This is a genomic window from Streptomyces sp. CGMCC 4.7035 (genome assembly GCF_031583065.1).
Classification (GTDB): Bacteria; Actinomycetota; Actinomycetes; order Streptomycetales; family Streptomycetaceae; genus Streptomyces; species Streptomyces yaanensis.
In genome coordinates this window covers 3,776,471-3,795,376 of sequence record NZ_CP134053.1, presented here as the reverse complement: position 1 = coordinate 3,795,376, position 18,906 = coordinate 3,776,471, and the positions used below count along the sequence as shown (strand labels likewise).

Sequence of the window (18,906 nt, the reverse complement as noted above, 5' to 3'; positions counted from 1 at the left end):
CAATCACCCCGAAATCAACAACCTGTTCAAGCGGCCTACGGTCTCCCCCATGACGACCACGACACCCGTGCATCCTGTGGACGAAGTCCCACCCATTCGCCGACTCGCCGCTTTCGGGCTCCAACACGTCCTCGCGATGTACGCCGGCGCGGTGGCCGTCCCGTTGATCGTCGGCGGAGCCATGAAGCTGTCGCCCGCCGACCTGGCATACCTGATCACCGCCGATCTGCTGGTGTGCGGCATCGCGACGCTCATCCAGTGCGTCGGCTTCTGGCGTTTCGGTGTCCGGCTGCCGATCATGCAGGGCTGTACCTTCGCCGCCGTCTCCCCGATGGTGCTCATCGGGACGACGGGCGGCGGACTGCCCGCGATCTACGGCTCGGTGATCGTGGCGGGCCTCGCGATCATGCTGCTCGCGCCGGTCTTCGGCAGGCTGCTGCGGTTCTTCCCACCGCTCGTCACCGGCACGGTGATCCTGATCATCGGTGTCTCGCTGCTGCCGGTGGCGGGCAACTGGGCCGCGGGCGGCCAGGGGTCGCAGGACTTCGGGGAGCCGAAGAACCTGGCGCTCGCGGCCTTCGTGCTCGCGGTGGTGCTCGGGGTGCAGCGGTTCGCGCCCGCGTTCCTGAGCCGGATCGCGGTGCTGATCGGCATCGTGGTGGGACTCGCGGTCGCGGTGCCGTTCGGGTTCACGGACTTCGGCGGGGTCGGGGACGCCGACTGGGTCGGGATCAGCACGCCGTTCCACTTCGGCACGCCGGTCTTCCATGCCTCGGCGATCGCGTCGATGCTGGTGGTGGCGCTGGTGACGATGACCGAGACGACCGGAGACCTGATCGCGGTCGGCGAGCTGACCGGTCGCACGGTGGAGCCGCGCTCGCTCGCGGACGGTCTGCGCGCCGACGGGCTCTCCACGGTCCTCGGCGGCGTGTTCAACACCTTCCCGTACACCGCGTACGCGCAGAACGTAGGCCTCATCGGCATGACCCGCGTGCGCAGCCGCTGGGTCGTGGCGGCCGCCGGCGGCATCCTCGTCCTGCTGGGCCTGCTGCCGAAGCTGGGCGCGGTGGTCGCGGCGGTTCCGGCACCGGTGCTGGGCGGCGCGGGCCTGGTGATGTTCGGGACTGTCGCCGCGAGCGGGCTGCGCACCCTGGCCGAGGTGGACTTCGAGGGCAACCACAATCTGACGGTGGTGGCCGTCTCGGTGGCGGTCGGCATGCTGCCGGTCGGCGTGCCGACGGTCTACGAGCAGTTCCCGGACTGGTTCCAGACGGTGATGAACAGCGGGATCAGCGCCGGGTGCCTGACGGCGATCGTATTGAATCTGCTCTTCAACCACCTTCCCTCGAAGGCGGCTTCGGTTGCCCCCGGGGCGGACGGCCCGGCGGCCGGCGGCGGGGAGGGTGCCGGGAGAGGTCGTATAGCCCGGTAAGAGGTCGTACAGGCAGTCCCTGTGCAGGGCGGTCGTACAGGAGTCCCTGTGCAGGACGGTCGTACAGGCAGTCCCTGTGCAGGGCGGTCGTACAGGCAGTCCCTGTGCCGGATGTTCGTCTTGGTCAGCCGTCCCGGTCCAGACAGACGACCGGGACCCGGTGGACCAGGTTGTTGGCGAAGCCGCCGCGGTTCCACGGCTGTTCCAGCGGCTGGGTGTGGCCCTCGGCGTCGGTGGCCCGGACGCTCAGCACATGGTCGCCCGGGGCGGCGGTCCACTCGTGGTGCCACCGGCGCCAGGCCCACCGGTGCCCGTCCCGCGGGTCCAGACCGACCTCGCGCCAGGTGCGCCCGTCGTCGGTGCTCACCTCCACCGACGTCACCGGAGCCCGCCCGGACCAGGCCCGTCCCTCCAGCGGTACCGCGCCGGGCCGGACCACCCGCGCCCGGGACATGAAGTCCGGGAAACCGGGCGGCACGAGCAGGGCGCGCGGCGCGATCCGCGTGACCGGTTCGCCGTCCTCCTCGGGATGCTGCCGCAGCCGGTACGCCACGGCGTGCTGGAAACCCGTGAAAGCCCCGTCGGTCACGGTGATGTCCCGCAACCACTTCACGTGTGCCATGCCGTACCAGCCGGGCACCACGAGGCGCAGCGGATGGCCGTGCTGCGGCGGCAGCGGCGCACCGTTCATCTCGTACGCGACCAGCACCTCGGGCTCGGTCCCGGTGGCCACCTCCAGGGGCAGGGCGCGCCGGTAGTCCTGCTCCACCCCGCGTTCGACGCCGTGGTCGGCGCCGGTGAAGACCACGTCGACGGCATCGGCGTCGGCACCGGCCTCGGTGAGCAACAGCCGCAGTGGCACGCCCGTCCACTCGGCGGTGCCGACCGCCTCGACCAGCCACGGCTGGCTCACCGGACGCGGGGTCAGCAGTGCCCGGCCGTTGCCCGCGCACTCCAGCGTCACCCGCGTGGTGACGGCGGGATACGTCCGCACGTCGGCCACGGTCAGCCGTAGCGCCCTGCGCACCCGGCCGCCGAGGGTGAGGTGCCAGGGGGCGTCCTCGGGGACGTACGGGATGTCGTAGTGCGTCAGGACATAGTGCAGGCCCGGTGGCGTGACGTCGTAGCGCAGTGCTTCCAGGGGCAGTCCGTGATTGCGGGTGGCGAGCGCCAACTCGTCCCGGCCGATGTCCTCCCCGGGACCGGCCAGCCGGGCGCGTGCGCTCACATCCGTGAGTCGTGGGCCCATGCCCGCATTATCGGCCCCACCCGGCCGTTGCGCTCCTGTTCGGGCCCCGCAGTGCCTCCCCTTGTCGGGCCCGGCCGCTCCTGGTCGGGCCCGGCCGTGCGGGAGGTCGCGTGGTTGCCTCAGCGCTCGCGCAGGTGGGCGAGCGTGGCGTCGAGGTCGGTTCCGCGCGGGCGGTTGTGCGGCAACTTGCCCAGGACGTAGGCCATGCCGCAGGTGTCACTGACGGCCGAGTAGACCAGGCCGCCCGCGACGCCGGCCGACAGCAGCTGGAACGCGGGGTGGACGACGAGGCCGAGGCCCAGGCCGATCAGGACGAGCGTGCCGGCCGTGAACCGCACCTGCCGCTCCATCCCCCAGACCCTGCGCGCGGCTCCCTCCGGGCGCTCCACCGCATGACCGGCGGCGGCCCAGGCGCTCGTACCGCCCGAAAGGGTGGCGGCGGAGATCCCGTGCTCGGCGAGGGTCCCGCAGGCGTTCGCGGAGCGGTTGCCGGAGGCGCACACCATGAGCAGTTCACCCCGGGCGGCGGCCTGCCGGAGGGCGGGCAGAGCACGCCGGAGTGCGTCAAGGGGAACGTTGAACGCTCCGGGGACGTGTCCCGAGGCGTACTCCGCGGGCGTCCGTACGTCGATGACGGTCAGGTCGGCCAGCCTGGCACGGGCCTGGGCGATGTCGAGGGCGAGCGGGGTGGACGTGGGGGTCAGTGCTTCGGACATGGGTGTCATCCTTGGTTGTCGTCGATGCCCCAAAGGGGGGTAGATTTACCCCCAGGGGTATTTCTGAGGAGTTGATCGTGGACCTGGATCTCGCGGGCGCCGAGCTACGCGCCGTGCTGAACCGACTGCGGCGTGCGCAGGGCCAGATCGCCGGTGTGATCCGGATGATCGAGGAGGGCCGTGACTGCGAGGACGTGGTCACCCAGCTCGCCGCCGCTTCCCGGGCCCTGGACCGGGCGGGCTTCGCGATCATCGCCACCGGTCTGCAGCAGTGCCTCACCGACGGCGAGGGCAACGCCAAACCGGCGGAGGACCGCGAGGAGTTGCGGGCGCGACTGGAGAAGCTGTTCCTGTCGCTGGCGTGAGGACATCGGCCTCGTCCCGGGACGGGGCCGACTTCGGGACGCGGTTCATCCCACCGCGTCGACCAGCATGTACAGGGCGACCATCAGCAGCACCACCGCGAAGACCCGCTGCAGCAGGCCCGCGGACACGCGGGCGCCGAGCCGCTTCCCGTCCCACGCGGCCAGGACCGCCGCCCCGGCGAAGGGCGCGACGACCGACCAGTCCAGCCCGTCGGCCGTGCCCGTGCGGGCCGCGAGTGCGGCCAGCGAGTTGATCGTGATGACCAGCAGGCTGGTGCCCACCGCGAGCCGCATCCGCAGTCCGAGGACACCCACCAGCGCCGGTACGGCGAGGAAGCCGCCGCCGACACCGAGGAAGCCGGTGACCGCGCCGAGGCCCGCGCCGGCCGCGGCGGCCGGAGCCGCCCGTACCTCGCGCCCGCCGTCGGCCGTGGACCGCGGCAGCAGCATGCGGAGCGCGGACACCAGCGCGACGACGGCGAACGCGCCGGTCAGCACGGCGTCGGGAACCCGGTCCGCCAGCACGGCGGTGAGCATGGCGGGGAGGATGCCCGCGGCGGCGAACAGACTTCCCCTCCGCCAGCGGACGTTCCCCTCACGGGCGTGTGCCACCAGGGCGGTCGCGGAGGTCGCGGTCACGATGAGCAGGCTCGCGGTGGTGGCGGCGACCGGGGTGAAACCGAGCAGATGGATCAGAACGGGGACGGCCAGGACGCTTCCGCCGCCACCGAGCGTGCCGAGCGCCAGTCCGACGACGGCACCGGCGGCGAGAGCGAGGAGCAGGGTGCTCACGCGGTCGAGCCGTCGCCGTGGCTTTCGCGCACGGTGAGCCCGGCCGCCACGGCCGCCTGGAAACCGTCGTCGACGGCGACGACGTCACGCCCCGCGGCGTCGAGCAGGGACGCCGCGATCGCGGCGCGCATACCGCCCGCGCAGTGCACCCACACCTCACCCGCGGGTATCTCGTCGAGCCGCCGGTGCAGGGTGTGCACGGGGATGTGCAGCGCCCCCTGGACGTGCCCGCCTGCGCGCTCGGAGTCGCGGCGGACGTCCAGGACGACGACGACGTCCGCGGTGCGCCGCTCCGCGAGCTCGGCGAAGGTGGCACGACGGAAGGAGGCCGGTGCCTCGCCCTCCCGCAGCCAGGAAGCGGGGCCGCCGACGGCAGCGGCGGCCGGGCGGTCGATGCCCACCCGGGTCAGCTCACGCTGGGCCGTGGCCAGTTGCTCCGGCGACTCGGCGAGCAGGGTGACGGGTTTGCCCCACGGGATCAGCCAGGCCAGATAGGTGGCGAGCTGTCCGTGGACCTCGAAGTTGAACGAGCCGGCCACATGCCCCTGGGCGAACGCGACACGGCTGCGCAGGTCCACCACCCACTCCCCCGCCGCCAGGCGGGCCGCGATGTCCTCGGCGTCGGCGATCGCGGGCGGGGTCAGGTCGACCGGTGCGGGACCGGCGGCGTTGGCGGGGCCCATGTGCGCGTAGTACGCCGGCACGTCCTCCAGGCCGGCCAGCAGGTCCGCGACGAAGGTGTCGACGTCCCGGACGAGGGCCTCGTTGACCTGCTTCTCCTTGCCGATGGTGGTGGCCGCGCCGGTTGCCTGCGCGGAGGAACAGAAGCTGCCGAAACCATGGGTGGGCAGGACGGGGGTCTCGTCCGCGAGTTCGGCGGCCAGACGATGGGCGGAGGCGTGCTGGGCCCGGGCGAGCCCCTCGGTCAGCCGGGGCTCGACCAGATCGGGGCGGCCGACCGTGCCCATGAGCAGCGAGCCGCCGGTGAACACCGCCACGGCCCTGCCGGATTCCTCAAGGACGTACGAGGTGTGGTGCGGCGTGTGCCCGGGGGTCGCCAGGGCGCGCAGCGTCAGACCCTCGTCGATCTCCACCCTGTCGCCGTCGTGCACGGCGGTCCGCTCGAACGAGACGCGCGCGGCGGCCGGGACCAGATAGGCGGCACCGCTGACGCGGGCCAGCTCCAGCCCGCCGGAGACGTAGTCGTTGTGTATGTGCGTCTCGACGACGTGCGAGATCCGCACGCCGCGCCGCGCGGCCGCGGCGATGACCTGGTCGATGTCCCTGGGCGGATCGACGGCCACCGCCGTGTGCGCGCCGCCCGCGAGATAGCTGCGGTTTCCGAGCCCGGAAAGCTCGATGGTGTCGACGAAGAACACCGGACACTCCTTTCCCTTACGCATTTTACCCCCCGGGGTATACGGAGGCTAACACAGTTACCCCCGGGGGTATCTTGGCGAAGGGATGTGACGATCGGTCGAGGTGTGCACACACACAGTCAGCGGCGGGGCGTCCGTGGGATCCGTCGCGGAACGCGGAGGATGAGCCGAGCCCAGGCCCGGGAACCGGCCGTGTGCGCGCCGCGCATAGGACCGACTCGGGAGACGTGCCGTGTGCGCGCCGCGCTGGTCGGAGGGCTCGGGAGTCAAGCCGGGCAGCCGTGTTGTCGTCGTGGGTGCCGCGTCTGCGCGGCCGGTGCCGGGGCGCGCAGGCGCGGTGCGGCACGGTGCGGGCCGGCGCTCGAATGTGTTGCGAGGAGGGGGCCGGTCGCCCGGTACCCGGACGGGCCCGCTCGCCGCCCTGTGCGGGCGGGCCCGTCCTTCCGCGGCGGCTCTCCGCCGCACGGGCGGAGGGCCGCCGCGGATCCCCCTCGACGAGCGTCGCGCCCCGGCGTCGGCCGGGCAGGGGGCCGTTCGGCCCCCGCCGGGACCGAAGGACCCGTCCCTCGGCGGCCGGGCCCGGTCCCGGCGGCGGTGTCAGCCCGTCTTCCGCCCCCACATCGGCCCGAAGCGCTCCCAGGCCTCGTCCCACTGCGCCATGCGCCGCCGTTCCAGCCGCTCGCGGACGATACGCCCGCCCACGAACGGGACCGCCGCCACGCCCACACCCACCAGCACGCCGACCATGGCGGCACGCACCTGTGCCTGGGACTCGGTGACGGGCTGTGTCACCAGCAGTCCCTCACGGTCCGTCCACACGGTTACCGCGGTGCCGGTCCGGCTGCCGGCGGCGACGCGTGCCTGACCCGCGTGGGACGAGCCGTCCGTCCCGGTCCAGCGCACCTTCACCCACACGCGTTCCGCACCGGACGCCGTGGCGGCGGCGTCCTCCGCGAGCAGGGCCACGACCGGGCGCCACTCGGCACGCTCCCGGGCCAGACCGCGCTCCACGGAGTGCGTCGCCGCCAGCCCCGCCAGCACCCCGCCCGCCACGGTCACGGCCCAGACCGCGAGCACGATCCAGGCCTCCAGCGCATCGCTGCGGCGCCGCAGCGGATTGCGCCGCCAGCGCCACAGCCACACCCTGGGACCGCGGAACGCCGTCATCGATGGCAGCCACCTCATCGATGGCATCCTCCTCACGCACGCACGGACACCCCCCGACCGCCCTCTCATACGGGCGCGGGACCGCCCGTGCTCACATGACCTCCGTCGACCGCGGGTCTCCGACGCGTACGACACCTCCGGTGCCCGGGCGCCGACCCCTCGGTTCCGCCCCGGACCCGATCTGTCCCCCGACTCGGCAACACGGCCCTGACCTGCACGGACAACGCGTTCAGAGGTGACTGTCAGTGCCGGGGTGCAGACTGGCCCATGTCTGGAACAACGACGTTTCGGAGGTGGTCGGCATGGCCGACGTACTGCTCACCGTGGGCACACGCAAGGGACTGTTCATCGGACGGCGCCGAGGCGCCGCCTGGGAGTTCGACGAGAGTCCGTACTTCAACGCACAGGCCATCTACTCGGTCGCCATCGACACCCGTGGCGACACCCCGCGCCTGCTGGCCGGAGGGGACAGCTCGCACTGGGGGCCGTCCGTCTTCCACTCCGACGACCTGGGCCGCACCTGGACCGAGCCGGCGCAACCCGCCGTCAAGTTCCCGAAGGACACGAGCGCTTCACTGGAACGCGTGTGGCAACTGCACCCGGCGGCCGCCGAGCCGGACGTGGTCTACGCGGGCACGGAGCCGGCCGCGCTGTACCGCTCCGAGGACCGGGGCGAGAGCTTCGACCTCGTGCGCCCCCTGTGGGAGCACCCGACGCGCGCGAAGTGGGTGCCGGGCGGCGGTGGCGAGGGCCTGCACACCGTGGTCACCGACAGGCGGGACCCGCGGGCCGTGACGGTCGCCGTGTCGACGGCCGGGGTGTTCCGGACCCGGGACGGCGGCACGAGCTGGGAGCCGTCCAACTCCGGTGTCTCCGCGGTGTTCCTGCCGGATCCGAACCCGGAGTTCGGCCAGTGCGTGCACAAGGTCGCACAGGACGCGGCGACCCCGGACCGGCTGTATCTGCAGAACCACTGGGGGGTGTACAGAAGCGACGACGCGGGCGGCCACTGGACGGACATCGGCGAGGGCCTGCCGTCGACGTTCGGGTTCGCCGTGGCGGCCCATCCACACCGCGGGGACACGGCATACGTCTTCCCGATCAACGCGGACGCGGACCGCGTCCCGGCAGGCCACCGATGTCGCGTCTTCCGCACAGCGGACGCGGGCAAGAGCTGGGAGCCGCTCACGGCGGGGCTGCCGGTCGAGGACCACTACGGGACGGTGCTGCGCGACGCCCTGTGCACGGACGACGCGGACCCGGCGGGCGTGTACTTCGGCAATCGCAACGGCGAGTTGTACGCGTCGGCGGACGACGGCGACAGCTGGCAGCAGCTCGCGTCCCATCTGCCGGACGTGCTCTGCGTACGGGCGGCGGTGATCGCCTGAGCGGCACCCGTCCGTGGACGACTTCCTCGCGGAGAACAAGACCTCGTCAAATCCGCCCGGGCCATGCCCTGTTCGTCCACCCGGCGATCATTCCCGGTCGCTCTGGGGCGACCGGTTGATCGTCCGCGTGTGCGCGGCAGTAGGGTGACGCCCGTGGCACCACGACCGTTGCATGAAATCGTCGAACCCGGCTGGGCGAAGGCCCTGGAACCCGCGGCCGGGAGGATCGCCGAGATGGGCGACTTCCTGCGCGCGGAGATCACCGCGGGGCGCACCTACCTCCCGGCGGGACAGAACGTTCTGCGGGCGTTCCAGCAGCCCTTCGACGAGGTCCGCGTCCTGATCGTCGGGCAGGATCCGTATCCGACACCGGGGCACGCGGTGGGGCTGTCGTTCTCCGTCGCTCCGGAGGTACGGCCGCTGCCGGGCAGCCTGATCAACATCTTCCGGGAGCTGAACGCCGACCTGGGCCTGCCCCAGCCGTCCAACGGCGATCTCACCCCGTGGACCCAGCAGGGCGTGCTGTTGCTCAACAGGGCGCTCACCACGGCCCCACGCCGTCCCGCGGCGCACCGGGGCAAGGGCTGGGAGGAGGTCACCGAGCAGGCGATACGAGCACTGGCCGCGCGCGGAAAGCCCCTGGTGTCCATCCTGTGGGGCCGCGACGCCCGCAATCTGCGGCCGCTGCTGGGCGATCTGCCGTCGGTCGAGTCCGCGCATCCGTCCCCGATGTCGGCGGACCGGGGCTTCTTCGGCTCACGCCCGTTCAGCCGGGCCAACGACCTGCTGGTCAGACAGGGCGGACAGCCGGTGGACTGGCGTCTGCCGTGACGCCGTCGGGCTCCGCGGACGACCCGGTCGCGGGCGCGTACGGCCCGGTGCCGGAGGCCGTCCTCGCGGTGGACTCCGGCGGTTCCGGCCTTCGGGTCGCCCTCGCCCCGCGCGGTGGTCCGGCCTCGGCCGCTTCGGCCCCGCTCACGTCCGGGGAGCCCGTCCGTACCGGCCCGCGCGGGATCGACGCCGGGCATCTGCTGGAGCAACTGCTGCCGATGGCACGGCGGTTGCGGGCCGATGCCGGTGGCGCCGAGGTGCGGACGGTCGCCATCGGGGCGGCCGGTCTGGCGGCCCTGGGCGACCGACTGCGTGCCGAGGTTCCCCCAGCGCTGGCCCATGAGCTCGGCGTGCGCAGGGTCGCGCTGGTCGCGGACGCCGTGACTGCCTACACCGGCGCGCTCGGCGCGCGCCCCGGCGCCGTGATCGCGGCCGGCACCGGTCTGGTGGCGCTCGGCACGGATCTCAGGAGTTGGCGTCGGGCCGATGGTTGGGGCCATCTGCTGGGCGACTGCGGCGGCGGCGCGTGGGTCGGGCGGGCGGGTCTTGAGGCGGCGCTGCGCGCCCACGACGGACGGCCCGGCGGTTCCGTCCGCCTCCTCGGTCGGGCCGAGGCGGTGTTCGGTCCGGTCACCGGGCTGCCCGGCAGACTGTATCCGCGTACCGACCGGCCGGCGGTGCTGGCCTCGTTCGCTCCCGAAGTGGCCGCCTGTGCCGACGGCGACCCGGTCGCCGTCGGCATCCTGGGTGCGGCGGCCCGGCACATGGCCGAGTCCGCGGCAGCCGTCTGCCCGGCCTCGGGTGAGCCCCGAGTCGCGTTCACAGGCGGCCTGTTCAACCTGGGCGACGCCCTCCTCGTACCTGCGCGGGAGGAATTGGCACGACTGCTGCCGCACGCGCGCCTGCTCCCGGCGGAGGGCGACCCGCTGCACGGTGCGGTACGCATCGCCCTCGCTCTCGCGGACGACGCACTCGAACTGCCGCCCGACGAACAGCTGCTGCACATCGTGACCGAAAAGAGCGACTGATCCCCCTTACCGTGAGACGGGAGTTACTCCTCCTGCACAATGGAAAAGTCAGACCGTATCGATCACTTCTCATCCGTACGTAACTCATCAGACAAAAGCGGACGGATACCGCTCACCTGCACCCTCCCCGAACAGGGGAGCCCACAGAGCCAGTAGCATGCGGCGCCATGAGCTCCCCCACTGGGCCCGCAGGCCTGCCTGTACGAATGCCGCGACCGCGCCAGCCCGGTCGGCACCGCCGTCCGGAACCCCTGGTGACGCCCGAGGGCGCGCCCGCGCTCGTCCTCGCGGTGCCGGGCACGCCCAGCGCCGCCACGCGCAGCCTCGCCGAGGAGGTCGTGAGCATCGCGCGTTCCGAGCTGCCCGGCCTCGACGCCCGGATCGGCTACCTGGACGGGGACGACTCCGAGTTCCCCACGCTGCAGTCCGTTCTCACGCACGCCTCCGAGGAGCGCACCGCGCGCTACGAGCAGGCCATCGCCGCCGGGGTGGAGGCGAAGGAGCCCGACGGCCTCGTCGCCGTTGTGGTGCCCCTGCTGGCAGGTCCGGACAGCGCGCTGCTGCGCCGGGTCACCCAGGCAGTCATGGACAGCCGCGTCGCGGCCGAGCTGACCGACGTACTCGGCCCGCACCCGCTGCTCGCCGAGGCGCTGCACGTGCGGCTGTCCGAGGCCGGTCTCGCCCGCGCCGACCGCGCCCGCCTGTTCACCGTGGCGACCGCCGCGGACGGCATCATCCTCGCCACCGTGGGCGGCGAGGAGGCCGTGCAGGCGGCCGGGATCACGGGCATGCTGCTGGCCGCGCGGCTCGCCGTGCCGGTCATGGCGGCTGCGCTGGACCAGGAGGGCTCGATCACGGCTGTCGCCGAGCAGCTGCGCTCCTCGGGCTCGCAGCAGCTCGCGCTCGCGCCGTACCTGATCGGCCCCGAGCTGGAGGCCGGACTGCTGGACGCCGCCGCCAAGGAGGCGGACTGCGCCGCCGCCGAGGCGCTCGGCGCGTACCCGGCGATCGGCAAGCTGGCGCTCGCCAAGTACACGACGGCACTGGGCATCTCACCGCAGCAGCCGCAGGGCGCGCCGGTCCGCTGAGCCCCACCCGGATCACCCTGTACGACCCAGGGCCCGCTCCACCCATGGAGCGGGCCCTTCGCCTTGCCTGACAAGCCAACGGTTCTCCACGGCATCGAGAAGCCGGTCGCAAGCCGACCCCGGCACCCGCCCGCCGGCAGACGACCCGGAGCCCCCGCCAGCCATGCCCCAGGGCCCGCTCCCCCATGGAAGCGGGGCCTTCGCCTTGCCGGTCGCGCGAACCGGTCCCGCCGCCCGCCCGCCAGGGGACGGCCCCCGGAGCCCGTACCAGGCCGGTGTAGCCGGTGTACCAGGCCGGACGCGGAATCCGTCTGGATCAGCCGAGGACGACGCAGGAAGCCGCCGGCGCATCCACCGAGCCGCCTCGCCGCGGTACCCCCGTCTCCGGGTCCGGCGCGAACCAGGTCACGTCCCCGGACCGCTCGTTGGCGACGTACAGGAACCCCTCCGACAGGGCGATCGCGCGCGGCCAGACGCCCCCGCACGGCACCGTCGCCACCCGCCTGAGTCCGTCGCCCTCGACGGCGAGCACGGACAACACGTCCTGCCCGCGTGTCGCGGTCCACACGAAGCGTCCGTCGGGCGACACGACGATGCCCGACGGGTAGGCGTCACCGGCGGGCACGTCGTGCAGCACCGGTGTCTCGGCGACGGGCTTCAGGACACCGTCCTCGGCGTCCCAGCGGCAGACGGTGACGGTCGGCGTCAGCTCGTTGAGGACGTACGCGCGGCCCCCGTCCGGATGGAAGGCCAGATGACGCGGCCCGGACCCGGGACGCAGCGCGGTCTCGCGGTGCGGGGTCAGCGCGCCGCCCTTCAGCACGCACACACGGACGGAATCCGTGCCGAGGTCGACGCCGACGATCCAGCGGCCGCTCGGGTCGGGCTGCACCTGATGGGCGTGCGGTCCCTGCTGCCGTTGCGGGACCGGCCCCGAGCCCTGGTGCTGAAGCACGGCGGACGCCGCCTTCGCCAAGGTGCCGTCGCCGCGCAGCGGGACGGCGGTGACGCTGCCGGAGCCGTAGTTGGCGGTCAGGACGTGACCGGCGTGCAGGCACAGGTGCGTGGGCCCGCTGCCGCCCACAGGGACGGGCGGACCGGTGAGCTCGGGCTTGTCACCATCGACGCGGTACGCGGCGACGGCGCCGTCGGCGGTCTCGCTGACCGCGTAGAGCATGTCCCCGCAGAGCGCCAGGTAGGACGGGTCGGGCACCCCGTCCACGGCGTTCAGGACGGTCAGCGCGCCGCTGTCCGGGTCCACGGCCGCCGTGAGGACGCCGCGCCCTCCCGCCGCCGTGAACGAGCCGATGTACGCCCGCCGTCGCCGCCCGCCGCCGTCCGCCATTGCCGTCCCCTCTCGCCGACGCCTCACGGGGCGACGGTAGCAGCAGGTCTAGACCAAAAGGCCATCTCGTCGCGCATCCGCCGGTGGCGAGATCCCGCGCCCGCCTGGATGCGCCGACGGCGCGACCGCCGACCCTACGCGCCCCAGAAGTGCTGTGAGCTCCGCCGTACAGGACGCGAGGTCCGCCCGCGGGTCGCCCGCGCGCTGCCATGCGCGGCCACGTGGCCCGGTGCACCCACTGGTCGGTGACCGTCTGCGGGGTGGCCGGCAGGACGAGCGCGACCGCGGGATCGATCCCCGGCGCCGGCGCCCGTCTCCGCGGCACCGCCCCGCGCCCGTCTCCGCGGCACCGCCCCGCGCCCGTCTCCGCGGCACCGCCCCGCGCCCGTCTCCGCGGCACCGCCCCGCGCCCGTCTCCGCGGCACGGCCCGGGCTCCCCGGGCCGCATGCCCCGGAAGGCCGCAGACCGTGCTCAGTTCACTGCCTCCACGGGTTCACCGGCGAGGGCCTTCCAGCGGATCTGCGTGGCGCACAGGGACACGATCAGAGCCGAGCCCGCGACGGCCGCCATCCCCCACACCAGGCCGCCGGCGCCGGCGATGAAGCCGATCAACGCCGGGCCGGCCAACAGCCCCGTGGTTCCCATCGCGGCGACCAGGGCCAGGGCGTCCGAGCCCTTCGCGGCGGCGGCCACGTACACGCACGGAGTGACCGCCGCGACTCCCAGGCCGACGCAGGCGAACCCGATCAGTGTGGGCACCAGGCCACCGGCCGGCAGGGCGAGGGCCAGCCCGGTGCCCGCGAGGGCGCTGCCGAGCCGGACGACACGGGCGTCGCCCCAGCGGCTGCGCCAGCCGTCGGCGAAGACGCGCGCCAGCACCATCATGACCGAGACGACGGCGATACCCATCGGCGCCAGCTGGGCCGACGCCTTGACGACGTCCTTCATGTAGAGCGCCGACCAGTCGTTCATGGCCCCCTCGGTGACGGTGCCGAACGCCATGGCGCAGCCCATCCACAGCGTCATCCGCGACGGCAGCGTCAGCCCGCGACGGCCCGCCTTCTGACTCGGCCGCGCCTTCTCGCTCTCCCTTTGATCCGTCGTCCCCTCGCTGTCCTGGCCGTCGTCCTGCGCGGCCCCGTGCTGCTCGTCGGGCAGCAGGTGCGGCCGGGCAACACAGAGCAGCAGCAACAGGAGTACGGCGGCCACCGCGAAGTGCGCCGTGAGGGCCGAGGTCAGGCCGTTCATGCCGGACGCCAGGAGTGCCGCGCCCAACGAGCCGCCGCTGAACGTCGCGTGCAGCTGAGCCATGGCGGTGCGCCGGTACTTGGCCTCCAGTGCGGCACCCTGCGCGTTCATGGCGACGTTCAGACACCCCACGGCGACGCCGTCACAGCAGATGATCAACAACGCGACCGGGTAGTTCGGCGCCACGGACAGCGCCGGCAGGAGGGCTGCCAGGCTCAGGGCCGAGACGAACGCCAGCCGCCCGGAGCCCAGCCGCTTCATCAGGTGTGCGACAAGGGGGAAGGAGGCCGCCGCGCCCGCGCCGCAGACCATCAGCAGCAGGCCCAGCTCCTCCGCGCTCAGGCCGAGTCGTGTCTTCAGCGTGGGCAGCCGAGCGGCCCAGGTGGCGTACTGGAATCCCAGAAAACAGAACAGCGCGGCGATGGCCAACTGCGCGCGGCGGAAATCGTCGCGGACGCCGAGCACCGGCATCAGCCCCTCCTTCGGCATCATTGGTTCGGGCCTGTCCGCACCGTGGTGGACATGTAGACCGCGGTGCTGCCGTAGCTCAGCGGGAGTCGGACCTCGCGATGAGCCCGGTATCCGTTCGCCGCCCAGAAGGTCTCCATTCCTCCGACCGCGATCAGGGACATCCGCTCGTACTCCGCCGCCCTGGCCGTGGACGTGAGATGGCGCAGAAGTCGTCTCCCCAGTCCCCTGCCGCGCAGGCTCTCGGCGATGACCAGGTCGTGCAGGTGGAGATTGCGCGATTGGAAGACGACCACTTCCGGCCGGGTCAGATCCGGGAAGCGGAACATCGGGTAGGGCAGTGCGAGCACGTAGCCCGCGATCCTGTCGCCGAACTCCAGGACGAAGCAGGTGGTCGGGGACGCACGGCCCCTGGACTCCAGTGCGGTCTGCCCCTCCGACAGCGAACTGTCCGTGTACACGCCGGCCTCCAGGGCCGCTACGCCCGGCCAGTCGGCGTCGGAGATGTTCCGGATGCGTACGTCGTGGTGCATCTACACCGGCCCTTCCGTGGCCGCTTCCAGGCCGTAGCGGGCGCCGCTGGTACACGCGTACGGAAGCGGACGGAAGCCGTTGAACCCCTGTGTCTGGTAGCTGGTGGAGTACGCGCCGGCGGACAGGATCCAGACCGGGTCGCCGGACGCGGCGGCCCTGGGCACGAGCACACGCCGGCCCTCGTGGGCGTAGGCGTCGTCGCTGTCGCAGGTGGGGCCCGCGACGACGGCGGGCACGTACTCCGTGTCCCCCCGGCCGTCCCCTTCGGTGTGGGTGGGAAAGACGAGCCGGTACTGCAACTGGTCCGTCTCGTAGAGGCCGTTGAACTTCCCGCAGCTCAAGTACAGCCAGTACGCGCGCTCACCGTCCGGCTGCCGTCGCGTGGTCAGCCGGGACACGTGCGCCCGGATCGCGCCGTGGTCGGCGACCAGGTGGCGCCCCGGCTCCATGAGGAAGTCCAGGGGGGTCGGGGAGAGGTCCCTCAGCTGCTGCATGCCCTCGCGGATCACCGCGAAGATCTTGTCCAGCGGGGGTTCGAGCCTCCTGCCCCATCGGTCGAGGTAGCCCAGTGCCGGCAGGCCGCCGCCGAGGTTGACGTACTCGGGCACGATCCCCCGTCCGTGCAGCGCCACGAGCACCTCGGCCAGTGTGTCGACGGCCTGCCGCCAGGCCTCGGCGGTCATCTGCTGCGAGCCGACGTGGACCGAGAGGCCCGCCGGGGTCAGGCCCGCCGCGCGGGCCGCGTCCAGCACATCCACGGCGTCGTCCCCCGAGCACCCGAACTTCCGGCTCAGCCCCCAAAGTGCCCCGTGTCCGCTGGTGGCGAGTCGGCAGAACACCCGTGAACCGGGGGCATGCGCGGCGATCGCCTCCACGTCCTGGACGCTGTCGGTCGCGAAGTCCCGGACGCCGAGCCGGTAGGCCTCGGCGATGTTCGCGTCGGACTTGATGGTGTTGCCGTAGTGGATCCGGTCCACGGGCACGCCGGTCCTCAGTGCCTGAAGGATTTCCTCCGGGCCCGCCGCATCGAAGCCGGCGCCCTGGTGCGCGAGAGACGCCAGCACGTCGTCGACGGGGCACGCCTTCATGGCGAAGCGCACGGCGATGTCGGGTAACTCCCTGCACAGTGCCGCGTATTGGGCTTCGATCCCGGTGAGGTCGAAGACGATGCGGTCCTGCGACGCGGCCGTCAGTGCGGCGTGCAGCCGCGCGTTCGGGTTGCTGTGCGCGGGCCTGCTCACGTGCCTGTTCACGGGCCTGTTCTCCCGAGTTCGGTGTCCCGGCTCGCGCGCACCAGCGGATCCCAGGCCTCGATCAGCAGCGCGAAGTCCTCAATGTCCTGCCGGGCCTCGTCGAGCAATCGCCCGCGGCGCGCGGCGAGCAGGTCGGCGAACTGCGCGTACCTGCCACCGAGCTTGCGGTAGGAACCATCGACGCTGTCCAGCCGGAGCACGTTCTCGGTGCGGTCCAGCTCGGTGCTCTCACGCAGGAACGCGACGAGGGTGGCGGCGCGCACGCGCTGCCGGTCGTCGAGGAGCGAGGCGCCCGCCGCGCCCATCCTGTCGTAGACGAAGTTGAAGTAGAGCATGGACAGGAGGAACTTCACGAACCGCGTCTGGTAGGCCACGAACCCGGCGTCGGTGCGTCGTTCCGGGGTGTAGAAGTTCTCGATGTTGCGGTTGTGCAGGACGCCGGGAAGCGTGGCGTCGTGGACGAGGTGGATGAGGAAGTAGTCGCTGCCGATGGTGCTGGTCGCGGGCGGCAGCGGCACCCGCTCGTACACCTCCTGGTGGAAGCTGATGTTGCACATGTCGACCCGCATGGGGTCGACCAGGGTGAGCGTCGAGCGGTCCCTGGTGAACGGGGCGTGGCCGGCCCCCGTGAAGGACTCCTCGACCAGCTCCCGCTTCCGCTCCTCGGACCAGTGGCCGGGCGCCCACAGACCGACGACGTCGTGGTAGACGTCCTCGTCGAGCCGTCGGATCTCGCCGATGTCGACAGACAGTTCGCCGATGAAGGAGCTGCCCACCATCGACACCGGGCGGTGGGCGTAGGCGGGGTCGAGGTCCGTCTCGGTCACGGCGGCCGACGCGTCGGCGGCCCGTCTGCCCAGCGACGTGAGTTCATGGTGGACGGGGAAGACCGGTTCGCCGTCCACGAACTGGTAGGTGCTGTCCGAGTCCCTGCGGTGCACCGACCGGCAGCCGAGCGCCGCGGCGATCAGGAAGGCGCGGTTGGTGCAGGCTCCGTAGGAGACGTCGGACGGCAGCATGAGGTCGAGCATCAGGTCCGGTTTGGCGACGCCGGCCCGGTCGATCACGCGTCGCAGGAAGTCGCGCTGGAGCGCCTCGTCGAGGTGGTGGACCGTCACGTTCGGCGTCGGTGGCAGTCCGGCGACGGCCCCGGCGTGTGCGGCGCGGGTCCGCTCGTCGGAGGAGTCGAGGATCAGCAGGTGCACCTCGACATCGAAGTGGCGGGCCGCGTAGGCCGCCTCCTCGCCGATGGCGGAAATCGTCGCGGAGCACTCTCTGTTCGTGGGAAGGGTCAGACAGATCCTGGGCATGCCGGTTCTCCGGTTCACCGTGCGGGCTCTTGTCCGCTCCAGGACTCGAGTCCCAGCAGCTTCTTGCCGAGGTTGTTCAGCGTGGCGGGGCCGTACCTGAGGGACTCGTGTCTGGTTCGGTCGCCGAGCAGCGTCCCGTTCCAGTCCGGCGTGCTCAGGGTGGCCCAGGAGTCGATGCGGGAGCACCGCAGGTCCTCGTGCTCCTCCAGCGCGGGCATCATCGAGAGGTACTGGACCACGCGGACACCGCCCGCGGAGGTGTTGGGTGCCACGCCGTGAGCCAGCAGGCCGTTGAAGATCAGCAGGTCACCGGCCTGGAGTTCGGGCCGGACGACGGGGAACTCGGAGCGGTCGATCGCGGGCCTGATCGGGTCGCGGTCCGCGGGCTGGGCGATCTTCCACTCCTCGAACCGCCGGAACAGCTCCGGCGAACACTGGAATCCGCCCAGGTCGGGCTGGGTGTCGTTGAGCGCGATGATGCCCTGGACCCGCTGGGGCAGCACGCCGAGGGTGGTGTCCACGTCCCAGTGCAGGTCGATGTCGAAGCCCCGCTCGGTGGGTTCGATCAAGGAGCGGGAGCGGTTCTTGACGTTGGGCGGGTTGAGATTGAGCCGGTCCAGGGTCACCCAGAGCTCTTCACAGTCCCACACGTCGGCGAAGGCGTCGTAGACCCGCCGGGTCTGGCGGCTGTCCCAGATGAGCTGGTGGTGGTACGCCTCCACGAAGCCGTAGACATGCAGGTCACGATCCAGGTCGGAGCGGAACTCCCGCGGGGCGTACCAGGTTTCGGGGCGGTCCGGGTCGAGTCCCTGGAAGTCCCAGGTGAACTCCAGCAGACTCTTGGCCGCGGCCGGGGAGATCGCCTCCTTGACCACCACGTAACCGTAGGTCTGCCAGAAGGCGAAGTCCTCCTCGGACAGCACCCGCAGCGGCCGTAACTTCCGGACGTCCCTCAGCGGCGTCTGCGCGAGGTAGGTCTCCCCGTCCGCACTGAAATAGGGGCGGTCCGATGCCGCTCGGTACAGGTAGGGGTCGGGGGTCGACATGCAATCACTCCGAACTTGATCTTTTCTGTGGCCGAGTGGCCGAGCACGTGGACCGCTCCCGCGGCCCTTCGCGTACGAAGCAAGCCGCACCGCGGCCGGCACAGACGGCGGCACCGTCGCCGGAACACCATGTGCGCTCCGGACAGACGGGGTTAATCATCGAACTGACGTTCCTATACATTGGAGTAGACCACTTGAGATGTCAACCCTCGCGGTGATCCGCTTCGCCCTCAAGCCGTCGCTGCCGTTGAGGATTTGAGTCTTCG

Annotated in this window: 17 protein-coding genes; 6 read left to right on the top strand and 11 right to left on the bottom strand. The window is 72.0% G+C overall.

Annotated features, from left to right (window positions below; translation table 11 throughout):
* The first annotated feature begins 49 nt into the window (after positions 1-49).
* Entirely contained in the window at positions 50-1,432 is a 1,383-nt protein-coding gene (locus tag Q2K21_RS16190) for a nucleobase:cation symporter-2 family protein (protein ID WP_310771346.1), read from the top strand.
* A 124-nt stretch (positions 1,433-1,556) separates the two neighbouring features.
* On the opposite strand, the gene Q2K21_RS16185 is transcribed toward Q2K21_RS16190, so the two are convergent.
* Together Q2K21_RS16185 and Q2K21_RS16180 are read right to left on the bottom strand one after the other, a co-directional pair.
* The gene (locus tag Q2K21_RS16185; RefSeq protein ID WP_310771344.1) at positions 1,557-2,681 is read right to left on the bottom strand and encodes a sulfite oxidase; all 1,125 of its coding nucleotides are present in this window, start codon (positions 2,679-2,681) and stop codon (positions 1,557-1,559) included.
* A gap of 119 nt (positions 2,682-2,800) precedes the next feature.
* Complete coding sequence (locus Q2K21_RS16180; protein ID WP_310771342.1) at positions 2,801-3,397, bottom strand: rhodanese-like domain-containing protein; 597 nt, start codon at positions 3,395-3,397, stop codon at positions 2,801-2,803.
* A gap of 77 nt (positions 3,398-3,474) precedes the next feature.
* Here Q2K21_RS16180 and Q2K21_RS16175 point away from each other — a divergent pair, with 77 nt between their 5' ends.
* Positions 3,475-3,762 (top strand): metal-sensitive transcriptional regulator, encoded by a 288-nt coding sequence (locus Q2K21_RS16175; RefSeq protein ID WP_310771339.1) that lies wholly within the window; start codon positions 3,475-3,477, stop codon positions 3,760-3,762.
* 45 nt (positions 3,763-3,807) lie between these two features.
* Here Q2K21_RS16175 and Q2K21_RS16170 read toward each other — a convergent pair whose 3' ends face one another.
* The 3 genes from Q2K21_RS16170 to Q2K21_RS16160 all read right to left on the bottom strand — a co-directional run bounded on the left by Q2K21_RS16170 (position 3,808) and on the right by Q2K21_RS16160 (position 7,100).
* Positions 3,808-4,554: a sulfite exporter TauE/SafE family protein gene (locus Q2K21_RS16170; protein WP_310771337.1), complete on the bottom strand. Its 747-nt coding sequence runs from the start codon at positions 4,552-4,554 to the stop codon at positions 3,808-3,810.
* Positions 4,551-5,933: an MBL fold metallo-hydrolase gene (locus tag Q2K21_RS16165; protein WP_310771335.1), complete on the bottom strand. Its 1,383-nt coding sequence runs from the start codon at positions 5,931-5,933 to the stop codon at positions 4,551-4,553. Before Q2K21_RS16165 ends, Q2K21_RS16170 begins: the two co-directional genes overlap by 4 nt.
* A 597-nt stretch (positions 5,934-6,530) precedes the next feature.
* Positions 6,531-7,100: an Rv1733c family protein gene (locus Q2K21_RS16160; RefSeq protein ID WP_449343592.1), complete on the bottom strand. Its 570-nt coding sequence runs from the start codon at positions 7,098-7,100 to the stop codon at positions 6,531-6,533.
* Between the two features lie 302 nt (positions 7,101-7,402).
* Between Q2K21_RS16160 and Q2K21_RS16155 the strand changes: the two genes are divergently transcribed.
* From Q2K21_RS16155 to Q2K21_RS16140, 4 genes are all read left to right on the top strand, one after another.
* Positions 7,403-8,488, top strand: a complete 1,086-nt coding sequence (locus tag Q2K21_RS16155; RefSeq protein ID WP_310771330.1) for a WD40/YVTN/BNR-like repeat-containing protein — start codon at positions 7,403-7,405, stop codon at positions 8,486-8,488.
* Positions 8,489-8,641: 153 nt separating this feature from the next.
* Positions 8,642-9,319, top strand: a complete 678-nt coding sequence (locus tag Q2K21_RS16150; protein ID WP_310771328.1) for a uracil-DNA glycosylase — start codon at positions 8,642-8,644, stop codon at positions 9,317-9,319.
* Positions 9,316-10,347: an N-acetylglucosamine kinase gene (locus Q2K21_RS16145; RefSeq protein WP_386275529.1), complete on the top strand. Its 1,032-nt coding sequence runs from the start codon at positions 9,316-9,318 to the stop codon at positions 10,345-10,347. Before Q2K21_RS16150 ends, Q2K21_RS16145 begins: the two co-directional genes overlap by 4 nt.
* A 167-nt stretch (positions 10,348-10,514) precedes the next feature.
* On the top strand, positions 10,515-11,435 hold the full coding sequence (locus tag Q2K21_RS16140; RefSeq protein ID WP_310771326.1) for a sirohydrochlorin chelatase: 921 nt from the start codon (positions 10,515-10,517) through the stop codon (positions 11,433-11,435).
* A 316-nt stretch (positions 11,436-11,751) separates the two neighbouring features.
* On the opposite strand, the gene Q2K21_RS16135 is transcribed toward Q2K21_RS16140, so the two are convergent.
* The 6 genes from Q2K21_RS16135 to Q2K21_RS16110 form a co-directional block, all read right to left on the bottom strand.
* Complete coding sequence (locus Q2K21_RS16135) at positions 11,752-12,780, bottom strand: lactonase family protein (protein ID WP_310781011.1); 1,029 nt, start codon at positions 12,778-12,780, stop codon at positions 11,752-11,754.
* A 472-nt stretch (positions 12,781-13,252) separates the two neighbouring features.
* Positions 13,253-14,500, bottom strand: coding sequence for an MFS transporter (locus Q2K21_RS16130; RefSeq protein WP_310771324.1), 1,248 nt, complete (start codon positions 14,498-14,500; stop codon positions 13,253-13,255).
* Between the two features lie 17 nt (positions 14,501-14,517).
* Complete coding sequence (locus Q2K21_RS16125; RefSeq protein WP_310771322.1) at positions 14,518-15,030, bottom strand: GNAT family N-acetyltransferase; 513 nt, start codon at positions 15,028-15,030, stop codon at positions 14,518-14,520.
* Positions 15,031-16,284 (bottom strand): type III PLP-dependent enzyme, encoded by a 1,254-nt coding sequence (locus tag Q2K21_RS16120; RefSeq protein WP_310771320.1) that lies wholly within the window; start codon positions 16,282-16,284, stop codon positions 15,031-15,033.
* Complete coding sequence (locus Q2K21_RS16115) at positions 16,281-17,594, bottom strand: DUF6271 family protein (RefSeq protein WP_310771318.1); 1,314 nt, start codon at positions 17,592-17,594, stop codon at positions 16,281-16,283. Before Q2K21_RS16115 ends, Q2K21_RS16120 begins: the two co-directional genes overlap by 4 nt.
* Before the next feature lie 14 nt (positions 17,595-17,608).
* Positions 17,609-18,640: a phytanoyl-CoA dioxygenase family protein gene (locus tag Q2K21_RS16110; protein ID WP_310771316.1), complete on the bottom strand. Its 1,032-nt coding sequence runs from the start codon at positions 18,638-18,640 to the stop codon at positions 17,609-17,611.
* Positions 18,641-18,906 lie beyond the last annotated feature (266 nt).